Origin of the sequence: Acinetobacter sp. TYF_19 (assembly GCF_043105125.1) — a bacterium.
GTDB classification, from domain to species: Bacteria; Pseudomonadota; Gammaproteobacteria; order Pseudomonadales; family Moraxellaceae; genus Acinetobacter; species Acinetobacter johnsonii.
This window is the reverse complement of record NZ_JBICLH010000019.1, coordinates 26,977-46,661: the sequence shown is the minus strand read 5'-3', so window position 1 is coordinate 46,661 and position 19,685 is coordinate 26,977. Positions and strand designations below refer to the sequence as shown.

15 protein-coding genes are annotated in these 19,685 nt (G+C 43.3%); 7 read left to right on the top strand and 8 right to left on the bottom strand.

The annotated features are described in order from the left end of the window. Positions 1-3: 3 nt before the first annotated feature. A complete protein-coding gene (locus ACF8FD_RS02165; RefSeq protein ID WP_004649914.1) occupies positions 4-192 on the bottom strand; it encodes a hypothetical protein in 189 nt (62 codons plus the stop codon). A 189-nt stretch (positions 193-381) separates the two neighbouring features. After that, positions 382-996 carry a LysE family translocator gene (locus ACF8FD_RS02160; RefSeq protein WP_281963580.1) on the bottom strand — a complete coding sequence of 205 codons (615 nt, stop codon included), beginning with the start codon at positions 994-996 and terminating at the stop codon, positions 382-384. Positions 997-1,147: 151 nt separating this feature from the next. On the opposite strand from ACF8FD_RS02160, the gene ACF8FD_RS02155 reads away from it, so the two are divergent. After that, a complete protein-coding gene (locus ACF8FD_RS02155) occupies positions 1,148-1,600 on the top strand; it encodes an Lrp/AsnC family transcriptional regulator (protein WP_010325833.1) in 453 nt (150 codons plus the stop codon). A 282-nt stretch (positions 1,601-1,882) separates the two neighbouring features. After that, entirely contained in the window at positions 1,883-3,019 is a 1,137-nt protein-coding gene (locus ACF8FD_RS02150) for a DUF389 domain-containing protein (RefSeq protein ID WP_078389542.1), read from the top strand. A 6-nt stretch (positions 3,020-3,025) separates the two neighbouring features. On the opposite strand, the gene ACF8FD_RS02145 is transcribed toward ACF8FD_RS02150, so the two are convergent. After that, complete coding sequence (locus tag ACF8FD_RS02145) at positions 3,026-4,678, bottom strand: acyl-CoA dehydrogenase family protein (protein WP_325087033.1); 1,653 nt, start codon at positions 4,676-4,678, stop codon at positions 3,026-3,028. Positions 4,679-4,756: 78 nt separating this feature from the next. Here ACF8FD_RS02145 and ACF8FD_RS02140 point away from each other — a divergent pair, with 78 nt between their 5' ends. Continuing rightward, a complete protein-coding gene (locus ACF8FD_RS02140; protein WP_325087032.1) occupies positions 4,757-5,377 on the top strand; it encodes a TetR/AcrR family transcriptional regulator in 621 nt (206 codons plus the stop codon). A 119-nt stretch (positions 5,378-5,496) separates the two neighbouring features. After that, the gene (locus tag ACF8FD_RS02135; protein ID WP_392453040.1) at positions 5,497-6,288 is read left to right on the top strand and encodes an abortive infection family protein; all 792 of its coding nucleotides are present in this window, start codon (positions 5,497-5,499) and stop codon (positions 6,286-6,288) included. A 41-nt stretch (positions 6,289-6,329) separates the two neighbouring features. On the opposite strand, the gene katG is transcribed toward ACF8FD_RS02135, so the two are convergent. The 3 genes from katG to ACF8FD_RS02120 all read right to left on the bottom strand — a co-directional run bounded on the left by katG (position 6,330) and on the right by ACF8FD_RS02120 (position 11,023). Beyond that, positions 6,330-8,522 (bottom strand): catalase/peroxidase HPI, encoded by a 2,193-nt coding sequence (katG, locus tag ACF8FD_RS02130; RefSeq protein WP_392453038.1) that lies wholly within the window; start codon positions 8,520-8,522, stop codon positions 6,330-6,332. Between the two features lie 436 nt (positions 8,523-8,958). Then, complete coding sequence (locus tag ACF8FD_RS02125; protein WP_205667235.1) at positions 8,959-10,014, bottom strand: MBL fold metallo-hydrolase; 1,056 nt, start codon at positions 10,012-10,014, stop codon at positions 8,959-8,961. A 70-nt stretch (positions 10,015-10,084) separates the two neighbouring features. Then, the gene (locus ACF8FD_RS02120; RefSeq protein WP_392453036.1) at positions 10,085-11,023 is read right to left on the bottom strand and encodes a cation diffusion facilitator family transporter; all 939 of its coding nucleotides are present in this window, start codon (positions 11,021-11,023) and stop codon (positions 10,085-10,087) included. A gap of 318 nt (positions 11,024-11,341) precedes the next feature. On the opposite strand from ACF8FD_RS02120, the gene hcaR reads away from it, so the two are divergent. Both hcaR and ACF8FD_RS02110 read left to right on the top strand, forming a co-directional pair. Further along, positions 11,342-12,241, top strand: coding sequence for a DNA-binding transcriptional regulator HcaR (gene hcaR, locus ACF8FD_RS02115; RefSeq protein ID WP_234950755.1), 900 nt, complete (start codon positions 11,342-11,344; stop codon positions 12,239-12,241). Positions 12,242-12,547: 306 nt separating this feature from the next. Continuing rightward, on the top strand, positions 12,548-13,225 hold the full coding sequence (locus ACF8FD_RS02110) for a DUF1345 domain-containing protein (protein WP_325087028.1): 678 nt from the start codon (positions 12,548-12,550) through the stop codon (positions 13,223-13,225). Between the two features lie 262 nt (positions 13,226-13,487). Here ACF8FD_RS02110 and ACF8FD_RS02105 read toward each other — a convergent pair whose 3' ends face one another. Both ACF8FD_RS02105 and ACF8FD_RS02100 read right to left on the bottom strand, forming a co-directional pair. Continuing rightward, positions 13,488-14,153 carry an HAD-IA family hydrolase gene (locus ACF8FD_RS02105; protein WP_392453033.1) on the bottom strand — a complete coding sequence of 222 codons (666 nt, stop codon included), beginning with the start codon at positions 14,151-14,153 and terminating at the stop codon, positions 13,488-13,490. A gap of 270 nt (positions 14,154-14,423) precedes the next feature. Further along, positions 14,424-15,362 carry an RluA family pseudouridine synthase gene (locus ACF8FD_RS02100; protein ID WP_125274600.1) on the bottom strand — a complete coding sequence of 313 codons (939 nt, stop codon included), beginning with the start codon at positions 15,360-15,362 and terminating at the stop codon, positions 14,424-14,426. A gap of 757 nt (positions 15,363-16,119) precedes the next feature. Between ACF8FD_RS02100 and ACF8FD_RS02095 the strand changes: the two genes are divergently transcribed. Continuing rightward, on the top strand, positions 16,120-19,602 hold the full coding sequence (locus ACF8FD_RS02095; RefSeq protein ID WP_392453032.1) for an Rne/Rng family ribonuclease: 3,483 nt from the start codon (positions 16,120-16,122) through the stop codon (positions 19,600-19,602). The last annotated feature ends 83 nt before the right edge of the window (positions 19,603-19,685 follow it).

The following is a 19,685-nucleotide window of genomic DNA, read 5'->3' as shown; positions in this document are numbered from 1 at the left end:
TCTTTAAACCCAAAGAAGAGGCATTAAAAAAGGGAGATAATCATCTGAATATCTCCCTTTTTTGTGCTTGTCATAGCCTCGTTTTGCATTTTTCTTTCGGTCTACAAAGACTTGGCTTTGGTTGACTTCATGCATGTGTTTAGCCACGAAGTTGTGAATCACAACTTTTGGCTCAGCTTTCTTCTTTGCCATTTTTTTCACCTTGTTGATCTGATCATCTCACTGATGATGCGGTAGAAATTTTACGCCTTTTTGAACGTATTACAAGCGATTTTGGCTGAACCTATATCCCCCAACTCATGCGCTATTTTTCAATTCAATTACAGGTTATGGCAATGCTTTATTTTGCACTGCCTTTGATCCATATGCTTAAAATATCGCTTAGACATAAAACTGTTCTAACAATAAAATCATCGCAATCAACATCATCAATACCCCTGACACTCGACTGACCACTCTAGCTGCCTGCGGACGTGTGCCCAAAACTTTTTGCGCACTAAATCCAACCAAGAAATAAACGGCCGCACAACTCATGAGGTGAATTCCCGCCAATAAAACAATTTGAGAGGTGGGCGACAAAGCCGCTTGCGGGTCGATAAAGGGCGGCAATAAAGCCAAAAATAACAGCAGGACTTTCGGGTTTAATCCACTCAAGTAAACGCCTCGAATGTACCATGACTTTGAAGATGCAATGGCAACCTGATCACTGCTAATACTCGCAGGACGCATCGATAAACTCAGCCCCATCCACAGCAAATAAACAGCCCCAACGCCCGTGAGTACTTGAAGCAATACGGGCTGACTGGTCACCAATGTGCCCACACCCGCCGCAACAATCAGTGCCGCCATCAAATGTCCTGTTAATAAACCTGTTACCGCCGGCAAGACTCTTTTGCCCTGTATCCCCGATGAAATGGCATAGGCCCAATCTATACCTGGTGTCATCACAAACAGGATCGAAACACCCCAAAATGCAATCAAAATATTCAGTGACATCCCTTTCCTCTCTTATTCATCATCGTTTTTGAGGTTTAATCCAATCAAAACATGATCTGTATCAAATAATTTTGAAAGGATATCCTTTAGGCTCTAAAATGTGCTTTCAAATATTTGTGCAATAACACCTAAAAAGGGGAGATTCTTCCACATGGATAAAATTGATAAGAAGATTCTTGCTGAACTACAAGCCGATGGTCGTTTATCTGTTACAGAGTTGGCCCATAAAGTCGGGCTTAGTCTCTCCCCCTGTCACCGCAGAGTCAAAGCCTTAGAAGATGCAGGTATTATCAAAGGCTATCGCGCACAGTTAGATATTTCCCAACTCGGCTTGAATTTCTCCACCATTGTTTTTGTGACGCTCAAAAATGGCGATAAAGATTCGGTGCAAAGTCTTGAAGAAGCGATTCTAAAAGTTCCTCAAATTGTGAAAGCGCAGCGACTTTTTGGTGACCCCGACTACTTGCTGCATGTCGTGACCTATGACTTGGAAAGTTATCAAAAACTCTATGATGAGCACTTGTCAGCACTGCCCAATGTGCAACGTCTCATCTCTACCATGGTGATGAAAAATATTATTTCCAATCGTAGCGTCTTGTTCTAACAAGAATATGCTCTAGGGTCAGCTAAACATCTGTAATTGATCTGTCTTTTTCTGAATGGCCTCGCGATTTCAAGAAAATCTGTCCTGCTCGGTGCTAAAAAGTCCTTGTTAATGAATGATGTTCAACAAAATCGAGAAGCCTCGCTTCAATAAAAAGAAAGTGATTAGCACATATTCTTAATTGAAGCGTGAATCATATTATTTCTCACCATTTTTTTGTTTGCTTCCCTTGATAAAAGCGCTAGATTAAATCTTAATCACAGACAAAATAAGAGCATCGCCATGCCACTCGGAAAAGACAAAGATGCAACCATTGTGGTCAAAGATACGCCAGACCAAGAAAAGTATGAGTTTCTAAAAGAAAAAATTCGTTATAAGCAGGCCTTGCGCGAAAACTCCAAAAAAATTGACCACCAAAAAGTCCGATTAAACATCCAAGCGGATGCACTGCCAAGCAAAACCTTTTTTATTATGAATGCCTTGGCTGCCGTTATTGCAGGCTATGGACTGCTGTCCAACTCTGCTGCGGTGGTGATTGGCGCGATGTTGGTTGCCATGATGCTGGGGCCGATTTCAGGCATTGCCTTGGCTTTAATTGATAACCGATGGCTGCTGTTTAAAACCGCGTTGTCGACCTTGTTACTTGGCGTTGCAATGATTTATAGCATTGGGATCATTTTAGGGCTGGTGAACTATGACCTACCTATGACCAATGAAATTTTATCGCGCACGCAGCCAACCATTTTGGATTTGATGATTGCTTTAGCAGGAGGTGCCGCAGGTGCTTTTGCCTCAGTATCCCCTCGCCTATCTGTGGCCGTAGTGGGCGTCGCCGTTGCGACAGCCTTAGTTCCACCCTTGGTGGCCAGCGGGATTTTATTTGCACATATGGAATGGAAAAACTCAGCCAATGCATTTTTACTGGCAGTGACCAACATCTTCGCCATTCAGATTAGCTCATCTTTAGTCCTGTGGATTGCAGGCTTTAGACGGGGTTCCACCGAAGAAGTGCAGAGTAATGTCAAAGAGTTTCTCAAACGTAATGCTGTTAGCCTAATGTTCTTGGCGCTTTTAGGGATTTATCTCTCACTCAACTTTTATGCGCTGCTCAATACACGCCTGTACGAAAGCAGTACCGAGGCGACCATTAGTACTGAGCTGAACCATGCCAATAATATTATTGATACCATCCAATACGATAAAAAAGAGGGTTTCACTTTAGTTCGTGTCTCTATCCGTGGAGATATTCCGCCTAGCCCAGCGCAAATTGCAGCACTCAATCAAAAGCTATTGCCAGACTTGAACGATAACCCAAGCATTGTTCAAGTCCGCTTTATTCCGATTGATATTATTCAGGCTGAAGACAGCCCCAACGTCAAACTCGAACAAGATGAAGCGCAAAAGCTTTCAGTACAATAATGAGCTTTAAGCTGCAAATACTCTATGCAGCAGTCGTTCTACGTCGGGTTGTTTCATCTCAAGCATCCCGACAACCCGACCATGAAATGGACTATAACGGCTGTGAATAAAGCCATCAGCCACATAGTCTGGTGCATGCCGTTTCAGCAAGACTGCTTGTGCCAAAATCACTAAACGACTGACCAAACTGCGCCCCATAAATTGTAGTTCATCAGGTTTCTGCTGGAACAACTGAAATAGATTTTGTAGCTCTTGTTTCAACTGTTCATCTTGCATAGCCGTAGCAGCCAAATCTTGAAACAGGATTTCAATCGACTCTACATCACGGCTGATGGCCCGTAATACATCCAAACACATGACATTGCCTGAGCCTTCCCAAATGGTATTGACTGGGGCTTCTTTAAAAATACGTGCCATGATGCCGTTGTCGACATAGCCATTGCCACCAAAAACCTCCATCATTTCCCCTGTCAGCTCAACCGCACGTTTACATATCCAGAACTTCGAAGCTGGGGTCATAATGCGTTTCCATGCCACAGACAGTGCATCATCAGTTTCATAGCAGTGTGCCAAGTGGAAACTGAGTTGCATGGCCGCTTCCGTTTCTAAGGCTAAATCTGCCAGTACGGCGCGCATCAATGGTTGTTCAGCCAAAAGCTTACCAAAGGCTTTACGCTGACGGGTATAGGCAATGCATTGCACCAAGGCTTGTCTAAGCATGGCAGTACTGCCCACCGAACAGGTCAAACGGGTATAGTTCGCCATTTCAATGATGGTGGGAATGCCGCGTCCAGCCTCACCAATCATAATGCCCCACGCCTCTTTAAATTCGACTTCCGAGCTGGAGTTACTTCGGTTACCCACTTTGTCTTTTAAGCGTTGCACATGAATCGGGTTCTTGGTTCCATCCTCCAGCCAGCGCGGCACAAAGAAACAGGCCAAACCATCTTGTTCCGTCTTTGCCACCACCAAATGCGCATCACACATCGGTGCAGAAAAAAACCATTTATGCCCTGTGAGTAAATAGGCTTGACCGCGTCCCGACTCGGCGACTGGTACAGCCATGGTTTCATTGGCACGCACATCCGAACCGCCCTGTTTTTCGGTCATGCCCATGCCCAGCCAAATAGATTTTTTTTGACTGATCGGCACATCACGTTCATCGTATTCTGTAGAAAGCAACTTATCACCGATTTTGGCCCACAGTTCAGGTTCACGTTGAATCAGTGGAATACTGCCTAAGGTCATCGAGTTTGGGCACAAGTTTCCACACTCCACCTGCCCTGCCAGATAAAAACGTGCTGCCCACTCGACCCATTTTGAGGATGAATTGGGCTGATTAAACGGATGTGCATGGGTATCGAACTGACGATTTAACCCCATCCATTTATGCCATGCGGGATGAAACTCGATAGAGTCTTTACGGCGTCCGCGTGCATCGAAGGCATGCAATATAGGCGTATGCTTATTGGCGAGATCGGCATATTGATAATATTCCGCTGAACCAACGGCTTTTCCCATCTCTGTGAGTCTTGCCTGATCCTGACTACCATAACGAGTGAGAATTTCTTGTAAAACGGTATCGGTTTCAAACAGGTTATAATTTTCCAGTTCATCAAACTGATTACTGATTTGATGGGTCATCCATGCGATATTCATATCACTTTGCTCTTGTTATGCTGTGCTTTTCATTTCAGTATAGAGAAAAATTGAGTCTGCCATGTTCAGCTTTATGCCATGAAGAATCCTGAGATCCAAGTCCGCCGTAGACCGCGCCAGTCGCGAGCTAAACTCACCCAAGAAGCTTTGCAAGAAAGTTTTGTTCGGCTTTTGCATGAGCGTCATGCGCACGAAATTACCATTCGGGAAATTACCGATGTGGCCGGAGTCGGTTTAGGTACTTTTTATGAGTACTTTTCAAAGAAGGAAGATTTGGTTGCATTGACCATTCATCAGCATGTGAAAACTAATGCGGAGCAGCTAAAAACTTATGCACAAAGCCTGATGGAGTTATCCACAAAATTAACTTTTGAGGACTATTTACAGCAAATTATTCACTTTCAGCTTGAGCAGATTCAGACTCGACAGTTTCTCTGGGCGCAGACTTTTTTGCTGGAACGACAGGTATCGAATATTGAAAGTTACCGTAAAAGTTATGCCATGATGGTGCAGATGTGGCGCAGTATCCTTGAGCCTTATGTTGAAGATGCAGAGCAACTCAAGCGACTTAGTTTGAATGTGCAACGAATCTGTTATGGCTTTGTGTCGCAGACTTTATTGGTAGAGCCAAAATTTGGGAAATGGCAGGAATTAGAAACCGATATAGTAAATATGGTTAATTTCTCATATCAGAACTAACTAAAGCTTTATCAATTTTTATATATTTAAGAGCTATTTTAAATACTCTAAATAATTTTAATATCTGATTTTTTGAGATAATATATTAAAAATAAATTTAAAGAACAACTACTTCCAAAATGCAGACAATACCTTTAAAAGTTATTTCTTTACTTGCCGAACTCCTTCCAAAATATGAGACACATGCCAGTCTAAATTCTATTTTTTTATATGCAGATATAGAAAATACCTTTCCAGAACTCAGCAAACCTAATCGAGTTCAAGAGACTTTAATACATATCAATAAAGCCAATCCTAATCCTCTCAAAATTTTAGGAAAAGTATTAGAAAAATATTTTGATGGTGCTGTTATATCTCCACATGACCCAGAATGGTTTAGCTCACAACTAGATAAAATCACTCAAGCATTAGCTGAAAACTCTTTAATGTATATAAAAGGTGGACGGATCAATGGGTCACTTACTGCACCAACAAAAAGCCTAGAAAATTTCATAAATGATTTAGATATTCCAGCAATTGATCAAGAATTTACGAGAGCTTTAACGCATGTGGATTCAAGCCCTAGAGAAGCTGTTTCAGCAGCAAGTAATATTTTGGAATCAATCTGCAGAGTTTATATAGAAGAAAATCAACTTAATATGCCTAACAAAAAAGATTTAAAAAATTTATACGATGTTGTTAGAAAATCTCTAAACATCAATCGAGAAGCCGTGGAAGATGAAGATTTAAAAAGAATTATTTCTGGAATTATTTCAGTCGTTGATGGTATTGCTTCACTGCGTACTCATAGCAGTTCCGCACATGGTGCAGGCATCAAACAATATAATCTCAGACCTCGTCATGCACGTTTAGCAATACATTCTGCCCATACGATTGGTCTATTTATATTGGAAAGTTGGAAAGAGAAATAAAAAAACCGCTCTTTCGAGCGGTTTTTTTATTTCAGTCAAAACTACTTAACGTCAAAACGGTCTGCATTCATTACCTTCACCCAAGCGGCAACAAAGTCTTTTACAAACTTCTCTTTGTTGTCATCTTGCGCATAAACTTCTGCATATGAACGTAAAATCGAGTTTGAACCAAAGACTAAGTCTGCACGGGTCGCCGTCCATTTGGTTGCCCCTGTCGCACGGTCTACAATTTCATAACGGTTTTTACCCACGGGTTTCCAGTTATATTTCATATCCGTTAAGTTCACAAAGAAGTCATTGCTGAGTATACCCACACGAGCAGTCAACACACCTTCTGGTGTACCTGCATAGTTTGTGCCGAGTACACGCATACCACCGACGAGAACCGTCATTTCAGGTGCAGTCAAACCGAGTAATTGTGCGCGGTCTAACAACATTTCTTCAGGCTGTACGCTGTAATCTTCTTTGACCCAATTACGGAAACCATCATGCTTAGGGAGTAAATCTTCAAAAGAATAGACATCTGTTTGCTCTTGAGTCGCATCACCTCGTCCTGCAAGGAACGGAACTTTGATATTCACACCCGCAGCATGCGCCGCTTTTTCAACAGCTGCCGTACCACCCAGTACAATCAAGTCTGCAATGCTGACTTTTTTCGCCAGACTCGCCTGAATTTCTTCAAGCTTCGCCAAAACTTTGGCTAAACGCTCAGGCTCATTGCCCACCCAGTCTTTTTGTGGTGCAAGACGGATACGTGCACCATTGGCACCACCACGGTAGTCTGAACCACGGAAAGTCCGCGCACTGTCCCAAGCAGTATTAATCAATTCAACCGAAGTTAAACCACTATTCAGCAACTTCGCTTTTAATTCTTCAATTTCAGCTTCAGACAAAACATAATCGACCGATGGAATTGGGTCTTGCCAAATCAGATCATCATTCGGCACATCTGCACCTAAGTAGCGGGATTTTGGTCCCATGTCACGGTGAGTCAGCTTGTACCACGCACGCGCAAACACTTCAGACAAGTAAGCTGGATCTGCATAAAAACGCTCTGAAATTTTACGGTATTCAGGGTCCATTTTCAGCGCCATATCGGCATCGGTCATCATTGGGTTGCGGCGTACATTCGGGTTATGTGCATCAACAGGTTTGTCTTCCTCTTTGATGTTAATCGGTTCCCATTGTTTCGCACCCGCTGGACTGGTGGTTTTTTCCCATTCATAAGTGAACAGTAGATAGAAAAATTCGTTATCCCATTTGGTCGGGTGTGTGGTCCAAGCCCCTTCTAAACCACTGACCATGGTGTTCGCGCCATTGCCTGTACCTTCAGAGTTATGCCAACCGAGACCTTGAAACTCCACATCAGCGCTTTCGACATCTGCCCCTAAGTTTTGAGCTTTACCATTCCCGTGCGCTTTCCCTACGGTATGACCACCCGCAGTGAGTGCGACGGTTTCTTCATCATTCATTCCCATACGGTCAAAAGTGACACGCATGTCTTGTGCAGTACGAAGGGGATCTTGGACGCCATCAACCCCTTCTGGATTGACGTAAATTAAGCCCATTTGTACCGCAGCTAATCGATTTTCAAGCGATTTACGGTCTTGGTCATTGGCATAACGGTTTGCCGTTGGTGCCAGCCATTGACGCTCTTCACCCCAGTAAATGTCTTTTTCGGGTGCCCAAATATCTAGACGACCACCACCAAAGCCAAAGGTTTTCAGGCCTGCTTCTTCATAAGCTACAGTTCCAGCAAGAACGATTAAATCGCCCCATGAAATTTTGTTGCCATATTTACGTTTGATTGGCCAAAGTAGGCGACGGCCTTTATCGGTGTTGACGTTATCAGGCCAACTGTTGAGTGGTGCAAAACGTTGGTTCCCTGTGTTAGCGCCGCCACGCCCATCTTGTTTACGGTAAGAACCCGCCAAGTGCCATGCGGTACGTACAAACATCCCAATGTAACTACCATAGTCAGATGGCCACCATTCTTGGCTGCTGTTGATGAGTTCACGGAGATCTTGTTTCACCGCTTCTAAATCCAATGATTTGAATGCAGCTGCATAGTCAAAATCAGGATCCATCGGGTTGGTTTTTTTATCGTGTTGCGACAGGATGTCGAGATTGAGCGCATTCGGCCACCAATCAGAATTATTGGTGCTGGCTAAACTCGTTTGTCCACCATCTTTCTGGTGAAATGGGCAGCCTGATGCTTGCATATTCTGTGTCATGTCGAGCTCCAAATTTGATCATCAAATTATGATTATCATGAACCGTTTAAAGTAATTATTACTGTTCTAACATAGCCTCTTTTGATGACAATCGAAAGCGAGTTTTACGAATAAAAATAATCGGATTCTTCCATGTAAATATTTAAGAAAAAAAAGAATTTTAATTTTTCAACAAGATAAGACCCGAGGAAAACACAGCAAAAAGAAAGCATTTTTATACGAGTTTGATGGACATTTTCAATTGAGTTTATCGATCAAAACTCAGACAAACCTTACCAGCAATGTGCGCGGCTCAGATTGAGCAAAAATTAAATAGAAAAAGAGGCATACTTTCGCTTTTTAGATTTTATTTGAAAGATATTTTGTGATGTTGTTATGGTCTCGGTGATGACTGTTTTTGTCCCAGCCATCACCTAATCTTTATATAAAGCATTCATTACACAGTTAAACGTCGACCTTCTCTTAAACAGACAAACGGATTCATCAGCTTTGAGCTATTTTTCATCGCCACTTTTAAGTCAATTTCGGGTTGTTCACGACTTTCATCAGTCAGCTGAAAGGTACGATAGTGAATGGCCATCGAGCATTTGGCATGCAGGTCTTTGTGTGCTTGAAAAGCATCTTGCGGATTCATATGCATATAGCGCATGAGCTCACGCGGTTCATAGGCCCCGATAGGCAGTAACGCAATTCGCGGTGCGCCAAAACGCTGATGCAGCTCTTTAAAGTGCGGTGAATAACCCGTATCCCCAGCAAAATAAGCATAGTCAGCGCCACAGTGAACACTAAAACCGCCCCATAACGCACGATTTTGATCGCGCAGACCACGGCCAGAACCATGCTGTGCTGGGGTATAGACCAGTTTTAAATCATGCAGACGCGCCGACTGCCACCAATCCATTTCCAGCACTTGTAAGTGCTTGGGTAAATACCATCTATTACCTAAGCCTGTATAAATGGGCATGGCGAAACGCTCATACAACCAATTCAGACTGGCAATATCCATATGGTCATAGTGGTTGTGGCTCAAGAGCACCGCATGGATGGTCGGTAAATCTTCCAAGGCAATGCCAGCTGGCATAACACGGCGAGGTCCTCGCCCTTGCTTCGGACTGACATATTCAGCCCACACAGGATCGGTCAATAAGTTATACGGCCCAATTTGGAGTAATACTGTGGCATGACCCACAAACCACACCTGCCAATCCTTTAAATCGGCATGGGGCCGATCTTGCGGCAGGCTTTTTTTATCGGCATGAAAGTGTGCATACTCTTGCGCCAAATCCACATTCCATGTCGAAGATTTACGCTTAATCAACCATTTCAGCAAGTCGCCTCGGCTACGGCCCTCAGGTCGACGAACCGAATTGACAAAGCGAGTCCCGTTATAATGGTCGGAGTGTAGAAACTGAAATTCGGGCTGTCGCCATGTATGGGACATGGTATTTTCAGTCGGAATTTGATAATGGAGTTCAGTTGATTTTGGCTTCATTTAACGTCGTTATCTTTATTGCAATACACCAGTAACAGGACCAGTTTTGAAAACTGACCTCTACCTTAACCTATTCCAAGCGTCCTTGCATTCGCTCTAACCACACTTTTTTTGATTGCGGCTTCACAAAGAGTGCCACAATTTCAGGATGTTTTTGTTTAATTTTTACTTCAATTCGATTAACACACGCTTCTATCTCATCGGTAGTAAGGTGATCTTCAAATTCTACACTCAACGAGGCCAAAATCTGCTTGGCACCCATTTGCTCGGTCAGTAAGCCGTTGGCCGACAGTACGCCTTCATCGTCTTGGGCAATTTTTAAGATATTTTGACGTACATGCAGGTCTGCGGTCTCACCGAGCAGCAAACCTTTGGTTTCTCGTGCCAGCAGAAAAGCAGACACCGCCAGAACTAGCCCAATCAGAATGGATGCCACTCCATCCAGCGCAGGCATATTTAAACGATGTGCCAAATAAATACCCAGAAAGGCAATCAACAGACCAATTAATGCAGCAGAGTCTTCAAACAGAACTGTAAACGTGGTGGGGTCTTTACTGCGACGAAAGGCCTCAAAATAACCTTGCTGACCTTTCGCCTTACGAAACACTTTCAGAGCAACACACCATGAAATACCTTCACTTACAAATGCAAAGCCAAGTACAACATAATTGATGGTCGGGTTTAGAATAGGTTCAGGATGCAAAATGTGCATGATCCCATTGTACATAGACACCAATGCCCCTAAGGCAAAAACCATGAGAGATACAATAAAAGCCCAAAAATACAGCTCTCGCCCATAGCCAAAAGGATGATTAAAATTGGCAGGTTTATTTGACTTCTTCAGTCCATATAACAGTAAAATTTCGTTTAAGGTATCCACAACAGAGTGAATCGCTTCACTCAACATGGCAGAGCTGTTGGTCAGATAAGCGGCAATAAACTTTACCAGCGCAATGGCTAAATTCCCCAACAGCGCGGCATAGACCACCAGTTTATTTGAATCTGCCATATCGATTTTTAGCCCATATGTTCAATTAAATTCTATTTATGTTTTTATCATATCCAATTTCGGTAAAACGCAACTGTATTTTTATGTAGTTCACCTCCCCTGATTTTCAGTTGATTGGAATGAACTATTTTCAATATTTAATTAATACCTTTTAGCAATTATTAAAAAAGTGATTTCGTATAGAAAAGTCTTAAGACTCAACCCAAGATCATTTATTTTCTAAATAATTGAATCATCTTCACGGCATCATTGTTTATCGATTATACTTTACGGCAGTCATGGTAAGACATTTTTTGGATTAGTCAGTGGGTTATTTATATGGAACTTAGACACCTTCGCTATTTCATTACTGTTGCTGAAGAACTGAACTTTAGTAAAGCAGCACTGAAACTTTATACCGCCCAACCCTCTTTAAGTCAGCAAATCAAAGACCTTGAGGAAGATGTCGGCGTACAGTTACTGTATCGAACCAAGCGAAAAGTTGAACTCACGGAAGAAGGCGCTGTTTTCCTTGAACAAGCACGTCTCACCTTGGCTCAGGCAGACAAAGCGGTCGCTATGGCACGCCAAGTGTCACAGGCCAAACAGCAGATGCTGCGCATTGGTTTTGTCCCTGTTGCGGAAATGAAAATCTTTCCTTATGTACTGCCCAATTTACGAGTACAAAACCCAGAGTTAAAAATTGAGTTGTTCAGTATGAACAATACTGAGCAACTGCGTTTGCTAAAAAAAGGGGAGTTGGACATTAGCTTTACACGAAATAATGTCCATAGTGATGAAATCGAAAGCCAGTTTGTACTGCGTGAACCACTCATTTTCCTGTTGCCGAAAGACCATCCTTTGGCCCAATACGAGCGAATTCCTGTTGAAGCGTTAAATGGCATTGATTTTATTATTCCCGCAGCCGAGCAGTCACAGACTTTGCACCAGACCATTTTGGAATTTGCCAAAGCCCACAATATTGAATTTAACATTGTGCAAAAAGCTGACAACATACTATTCAATATCAACGCGATTGGCTTGGGGCTCGGCTGTACAATTTTACCCGGTTACATTGCGCCACTTAGCATGAACAACACGGTAATTCGTCCACTTGAGGTTGAGCTGCCGTATTTGGATCTGTATGTGAACTACCGTAAAAATAACAGCTCACTGGCAGTGACTAAATTTTTAGAATTACTGACTCGGGTATTTTATTTGGATATTAACCGCGAATAAATCCGCAGTAAGTCCTCATTACTCATCTCATTCGGCGCGCCACTATTTTCTGAATAAAATAAATAGTTACGCGCCTTTCTCATGGAACTATACGCTGTAAGACAAGCGTATTTTTACCCTTTTGTTTTTCAGCGATGTCGATACCATCTCGCTTTTTCCTTTTGCATTCTTTTTAAGCTAGGATAGGCTAATAAAAACTAACTTTTGTCAGGTTCCCTACAACTGAAGTCCAAACACAGACTGATACTTAAGTAGGCACTGCAATTTTAGCAGCACGAAAAAAATAAAACGAAGAAGGAGAAAATTATGCCGATCCCTACTTTGCAGCGTTTAAATACAGCAATGAAATTTCACCCCTTCTTTTTCATTAGTTTTTTGCTAACTGCTGTTTTTTATACGCTGCTGAATACATTTACCGACTGGTCTTGGTCGACCAATTTATTGATCAGTTGGAATCTTGCCGTCTCAAGTTATTTAGTGAAAACTATGACCACCCTGTGGTCTGTTGACCATCGGCACATTCTGCAACATGCACAACAGCAAGATGCCAGTAAATGGATCATTCTACTGTTGGTGATCATGACTTTGCTCATGTGCTTAATTGCGATTGTATTAGAGTTGACTCATCTTCCGAATGACCCAACCATCAAATATGGGCATTTGGCTCTGTCCTTACTCACCATTATTAGTGCATGGTTGTTTATGCATACCGTGTTTGCCATTCATTATGCACATGACTATTATCTGGCTCTCGCAGACCAACAAGATGCAGGCTTAGACTTTCCCAAAACGGCTCAACCGACCTATCCCGACTTTTTATATTTTAGTTATGTGATTGGCACTTCTGCGCAAACCGCGGATGTTTCCATTACCTCACGTTCGATGCGTATTCTCAATATTCTGCACATTATTTTAGCTTATGGTTTTAACACCTCTATTCTCGCCATTAGCATCAATGTCGCGGCGGGTTTTATCACGCTTTAAACGTTTTATTTTTTCATTTTTTGATCATCCTCGCAAATGACAAATATCCAATATAAAGACGATGATTGAAGTCCTTTCGACGATAACATCACAAAAAAAAGCTCCCAATGAAAGAGCTTTTTCAAATTACAAATCTAAAAATTCAATGAACCGTTCATTCGCCTTAAAACATACTAAAGACAAAAGCTTTAAAGATGATCGACCCAAAACAGGCAGGTTCACTCTGACCATCTTCCACAGACTATATGTTAGATCACTCAAGTTAAATCACTTGTTTAAGGTCAACATATTGTAATAAATGCTGCAAGCTCGGCACATCATCCGCGATGGCCAAAGGTTGATATTGTCTGAGCGTTTCAGCTGTATGCACCCCATAACTCACCCCGATTCTCGGCATGGCAATATTACGCGCCATTTCTAGATCATAACTGGTATCACCGACCATAATCGCGCGTTCAGCAGACACACCCGTTTCAGTTAAAATCTCTTCCAACATTAAAGGATGCGGTTTAGATTTAGTCTCACTGGCAGCACGCGTTGTCACAAATAGTGTTTGGCTCTGGGTTTGCGCCAATACTCGATCTAAGCCTTTACGACTTTTACCTGTCGCCACCGCCAACTGTAAACCCGCTTCACGTAAGCCATTCAACATATCGGCTACGCCGTCGAACCAGACATCACCTTTCGAGTTCGCCACATAATGCTCGGCATAGCATTGCAAAATTTCAGTATGTAGCTCAGGCACTTGAGGAAATAATCGCTGCGCGACCTCTGGCAAACCTAAACCAATAATACTTTTTGCTGCATCAGCAGTTAAAGGCTGTGCAAATTGCTGCGCGGCAAACAATAAACTCGCCACAATCTGCCCCACAGAATCAAATAAAGTCCCATCCCAATCAAAGATAATCAGTTCTACAGGTTTGTTCATGCTGGGGTTCCAATATTTACTTTTATAAAGTCAATTTACACGATGCATTTGCTACACGATGGCGAAAAGGATGTCGCCGTTGAGCTGACTTGCACTTCGCTTTAAAGCAGTGCTTAAAGCGCGTTCAGGACTTCCATCAGCTCAACAAAAGATTTTTGTTACTTTTCATCTTTGAAAAGCAAAGATGACCAATACAGCATCCTTTTAAATTAATCACAACCAATAAAAGTCATGGTTTTATCACTTCTCCCAAAATGGAAGGGAAAAGACTTAGTCCTTCTTCTGTGCTCTTAGCTGCGCCACAATACTCTGCATATCTTCAGGCAAAGGCGCTTCAATCGGTGCATAACCTGGGATGTCTAAACGCATTGCATGTAGACATAAACGACGTGGCTTCGGCCCTTTATATTCTGTTTCATGACCATACTTATCATCACCTACCAATGGATGACCAATGCTTAAACCATGCACACGAATTTGATGGGTACGCCCTGAAAGCGGCGATGCATAGACTAAGGTTGCATGTATAAAACGCTCAGCCACATTCCACTGTGTTTTAGACTCTTTACCTTCACTCGACACACGCACACGACGCTCACCATTGGCCAGTTCATAACGGTGCAAAGGCGCATCAATTAACTGCTTGTCTAAACTCACCACACCTTTGACTACAGCAGCGTAAGTTTTCTTAATTTTGTGTTCACGCAACATGTCTTGCAAACTTTTTAAGACACTACGTTTTTTAGAAATCATCACCAAACCTGAGGTATCACGGTCAATACGATGAATCAGTTCTAAGTATTTTTTACCTGTCGCGGCACGTAAGCCTTCAATCAGACCATAAGCCACACCACTGCCGCCATGTACGGCAATGCCAGATGGTTTATTGACGACCATCAAGCCTTCATCTTCATACACCACACGACTGAGTAAACTCTGTGCTACTTTGTCAGAAACAGGCGCCGCATTTTCATCTTTTTGTTCATAGCGAATCGGCGCCACACGAATCTGGTCACCAATAGACAGCTTAGTTTCTGCTTTTATACGCTTTTTATTCACGCGAACCTGACCTTCACGAATCAGGCGATAAATACGACTTTTAGGCACACCTTTTAAACGGCTAAATAAAAAGTTATCAATCCGTTGCCCTGCTTGATGCTCGTCCACTTCAAACCACGTCACGTTTTGCCATTGTTGGGTAGAATTCATACAGTTACTGCGACCTAAAAAATACGGAATTTGAATAAAAAATGACCATTTAGGCTATGCTTTACACAAGAAAGACTAGCTTAGCCCATAGGCAGATGGTACAAGGTTTGATATAGTCAGCGCACGGATACCACCATAAGTGAGTCAAAAGCTTAATCATTTCAATTTTAAATTGAATAGTTAAGAAAATAACTCAACTCAGCTTGGAACGGTCCCAAAAGAATTATGCCGACGCCGAAGGCTTATTATATCGGCAAAACAGCAAACTGTTAGGTTTAATTGTGCATCTGCACATAAATCAGTTTGCCCCAAAAAAATATGTGACCAACGAAGGTTGGTTTTTAAACGTAAACTGATATACATCAGATTAGTCGCTCCCTGATGTCGTATTCAGGCCACAGCGTTGATGCATATGGATCTGTTCAGTTGTAAAGGTACGATGATAATTCCGTATCAAGACACCCTATCCAAAAAGAAGGGTTGCTCTTCGAGCAAATGTGACAGTGAAAGTTACTTACATCCAATGCACCGCTTGTCCGCCAGTGAAACGCGCAGGAGACTTTAATCGTTTAAAGATTGAAGCCGTATTGCCATCATCAATATGTGAATCAAAACCGAAGCCGATCAAAAAGGCAGGTAATAAAACTCAGACCACAATCGGTTTATTTGAGATCTGAGCAAAATTGGTCCGTGATGTTTGATGTTCGCTACGTGTTTAGCGATAGTTTGCTGTGTATCACTATTAGGTGTTACACCCATGAAACGTATGTTGATTAATGCAACACATGCAGAAGAGATTCGCGTTGCACTTGTCACTGGGCAGCGTCTTTACGATTTTGACTTAGAGAATCGTACCCGTGAACAAAAAAAATCCAATATCTACAAAGGTCACGTGACTCGCGTTGAGCCTTCTTTAGAAGCCGTCTTTGTTGAATATGGTGCGGGACGTCAAGGCTTCTTGTCTATGCGTGAAATCGCAAATTCATATTACCAAGCAGACCCACGCCAAACTTCAAACATTCGCGAATTGATCACTGAAGGCACAGAGCTTTTGGTTCAAGTTGAAAAAGAGGAACGTGGTAATAAAGGCGCTGCCCTTTCTACCTTCATTTCTTTAGCTGGTCGCTATTTGGTACTTATGCCAAATAACCCGAAAGGTGGTGGTATTAGCCGTCAAATTTCAGGTTCAGTACGTGAAGAATTGAAAGAAATGTTGGCATCGTTAAATGTACCTCGTGGCATGAGCGTGATTGTACGTACTGCGGGTATTGGCCGTTCTCAAGAAGAATTACAACTCGACCTACAGCACTTACTGGATCTTTGGGCGCAAATCCAAAATACAGCAAGTTCTGGTCCATCACCAATGTTGGTGCATCAAGAAGCAGGCGTGGTGACGCGTGCGATTCGTGATTATTTACGTGATGATGTTGCTGAAATCTTAATTGATTCAGAGCAAGCCTATAACGAAGCCTATAACTTCGTAAAAGCAGTCATGCCTCGTCAAATCGACAAGCTAAAAACTTATACGCTAAATGAACCGCTATTTGCGCATTTTGGTATTGAAAGCCAAATTCAAACGGCTTATGAACGTGAAGTTAAACTTCCTTCAGGCGGTTCAATTGTTATTGACCAAACCGAAGCATTAGTGTCTATCGACATTAACTCTGCAAAATCAACCCGTGGTAGTGACGTTGAAGATACAGCGCTCAATACCAACCTTGAAGCAGCGGAAGAAATTGCACGTCAACTGCGTTTACGTGACATTGGTGGTTTAGTCGTGATCGACTTTATCGATATGACCAAAGACCGCAACCAACGTATGGTTGAGGCGAAACTTCGCGAAGCAACACAAAGCGATCGTGCCCGTATCCAATTCGGTCAATTGTCTCGTTTTGGCTTGATGGAAATGAGCCGTCAACGTCTACGCCCTTCGCTTGAAGAAGCAACAGGTTATGTCTGCCCACGCTGTCATGGCACAGGTATGGTTCGTGACTTGCGTTCATTATCGCTTTCAATCATGCGTAAAGTAGAAGAAATTGCGCTGCGTGAACGTCATGGGGAAGTTCAAGTACAGGTTCCAGTTGAAATTGCAGCATTCTTATTGAATGAAAAGCGTCACACATTGGTTTACCTCGAACAAACCTCAGGTGTTCGTGTGACTGTGCTTCCGCACCCACACTTAGAAACACCGCATTACGAAATTTCGTATAACCCTGAAGGCTTTGCACCAACCAGCTATGAACGTACAGAAGCAACACGTTCAAGCGAAAAAGAGTTGGGTTACGAGTCATCAGAATGGCATTTAGATGGCGCAGATCATGTGCATCAACATGCCGCTCCTGCGCCTGCACAACAAGAAAAAGGCAACAAAAAACCTCGTAACAACGCGCCACAACAACAAGTTGCGCAACAAGCCCCTGCTCAGACTGCACCTTCAAGCAGCCCATGTGCATGGTTAGAAAACTTGTTTGTGCAAAAACAAGCTACGACTGTCGATCAATCACGTTCTGCAAATAATGCTGCTGCGGCCATTGAGCAAATGGTAAATGGCGGTGCAGTGAGCCGTGGTCAGTTTGGTCAAGTTGGCACGCCTGCTGCGGCACCAGTTGCACCAAGCAACAATGTCTACATGAGCGCTGCACCTGTTCATGCAAAATCTGAACACCGTGAAGATAAGCATGTAGAGAAAGAAGAACGCGGCACACGCCACAACAAAAAGCGCCCTAATAAGCACAAAGAGTCACGTGAGCAAAATGCGCAACATGACAACCAAGTTCATGAAGAAATTGTGCAGGTCTCTCGTCAAGATCAACAGCGCCAAGATCGTTATGAACAACGTCCTGAACGCAATGAACCACAACGCCAAGACCGTCATGAACAACGTACTGAGCGCGGTGAACAACAACGTCAAGACCGTCCAGAGCGCAGTGAACAGCAACGTCAAGAACCGCGTGAAAACAAGCGTTCATCACGTCGCCAACACGGTGAGCAACAGCAAAACACTGATGTTCAAAACGAACAGCAAAATGCAATGCCACGTCGTGACCGCCGCAACCAACCTCGTCCAGAACGCCCAAATCGCCATCGCGACCCAAGTGTACTGAATGAGCAAGCGACTGAAGCAGCGCCAGCTGTGGTTCAAGAACCTCAAGTTAAAGTTGAGTTGATTGAAGCACCGCGTCAAGAAATGATCACAACAGCCCATGTGGTCAATGTCGATCAAGCGCAAAGTGAAATCGTGGCATTAACTCCGCCTGCACACACTGCAACCGAAACCAAGCCTCAGCAAGCGGCTGTTGCGAAAGCAGAAGTTGAAGTAAAAGCTGAGAAAGTGGTACAGGAGAAAGCAACTGAAGTTGTAGCAGCACCTGCTGAACAACAAGCAGAGCAAAAACCACGTGAAAGCGTAAAACGTGCCAGCAATGACCCACGCCAACGCCGTCGCCAACAACGCGCTGCACACACACAGCAAACTGAAACACCTAAACTCACACCTTCACAGGTGCCAACTTTAGGTCAATACACCATCAGCAGCTTGATTCGCCATGTCTATGGTGAAGACTGTTCAGTGCTGATTGAGCAGTTTGGTTTAATTCCAACCTTCAACCGTGCCCTTCAGAAATTTACTGAAGAGTATGCTGCAACGTTAAGCAAAACTATGACAACGCCTGCTGTTGAAGCAGAGAAAAAACCGGTCACCCGTGATGTTGAAATCACAAAAGCGCAGCCTGAAGCAGAGCCAGTTCCAGTATTGGACCTGACACCGCCTGCACCTGTGTCTGAACAACGTGTTGCAAATGACCCGCGTGAGCGTCGTCGCTTAGCTAAACTTGCTGCTGAACAAGCCAAACAAGCACGCGAAACAACACCTGTTGCTGAATCGTCAGCGCCTGAAACAGCTATTGTTGCAGAAATGCCTGCTGCTGAAGCTGCACCCGCTGTAACTCCAGAGGAAAGCGAGCCTGCTCTTGTAAAAGAAAGCGAAGCGCCTGTTGCAGTTGAAAGCAGTGAAGTGAAAAGCTCGGCTGATGTAGCTGCGGTTGAAGACGTTGAAGTTGTTGTTGCTCCTGTTCAAGCCAAAGCGCCTAGAGCGTCAAAGCAAGCTGAAAAAGTAGAAGCGACTGAAACTGTAGAGGAAACAGCTGCGGACGAGTCAGATAAATCAGACTCGGACAAGCCTGTTCGCCCACGTCGTCCACGTGGTCGTCCACCGAAAAAAGCGAGCCCGACTGAGTCGTAATTCGCCCTAGAGTTGTAAATTTAAAAAACCTAGTCATGTCAGTGGCTAGGTTTTTTTGTTATTTTCGTCAGATTAGGTTGATT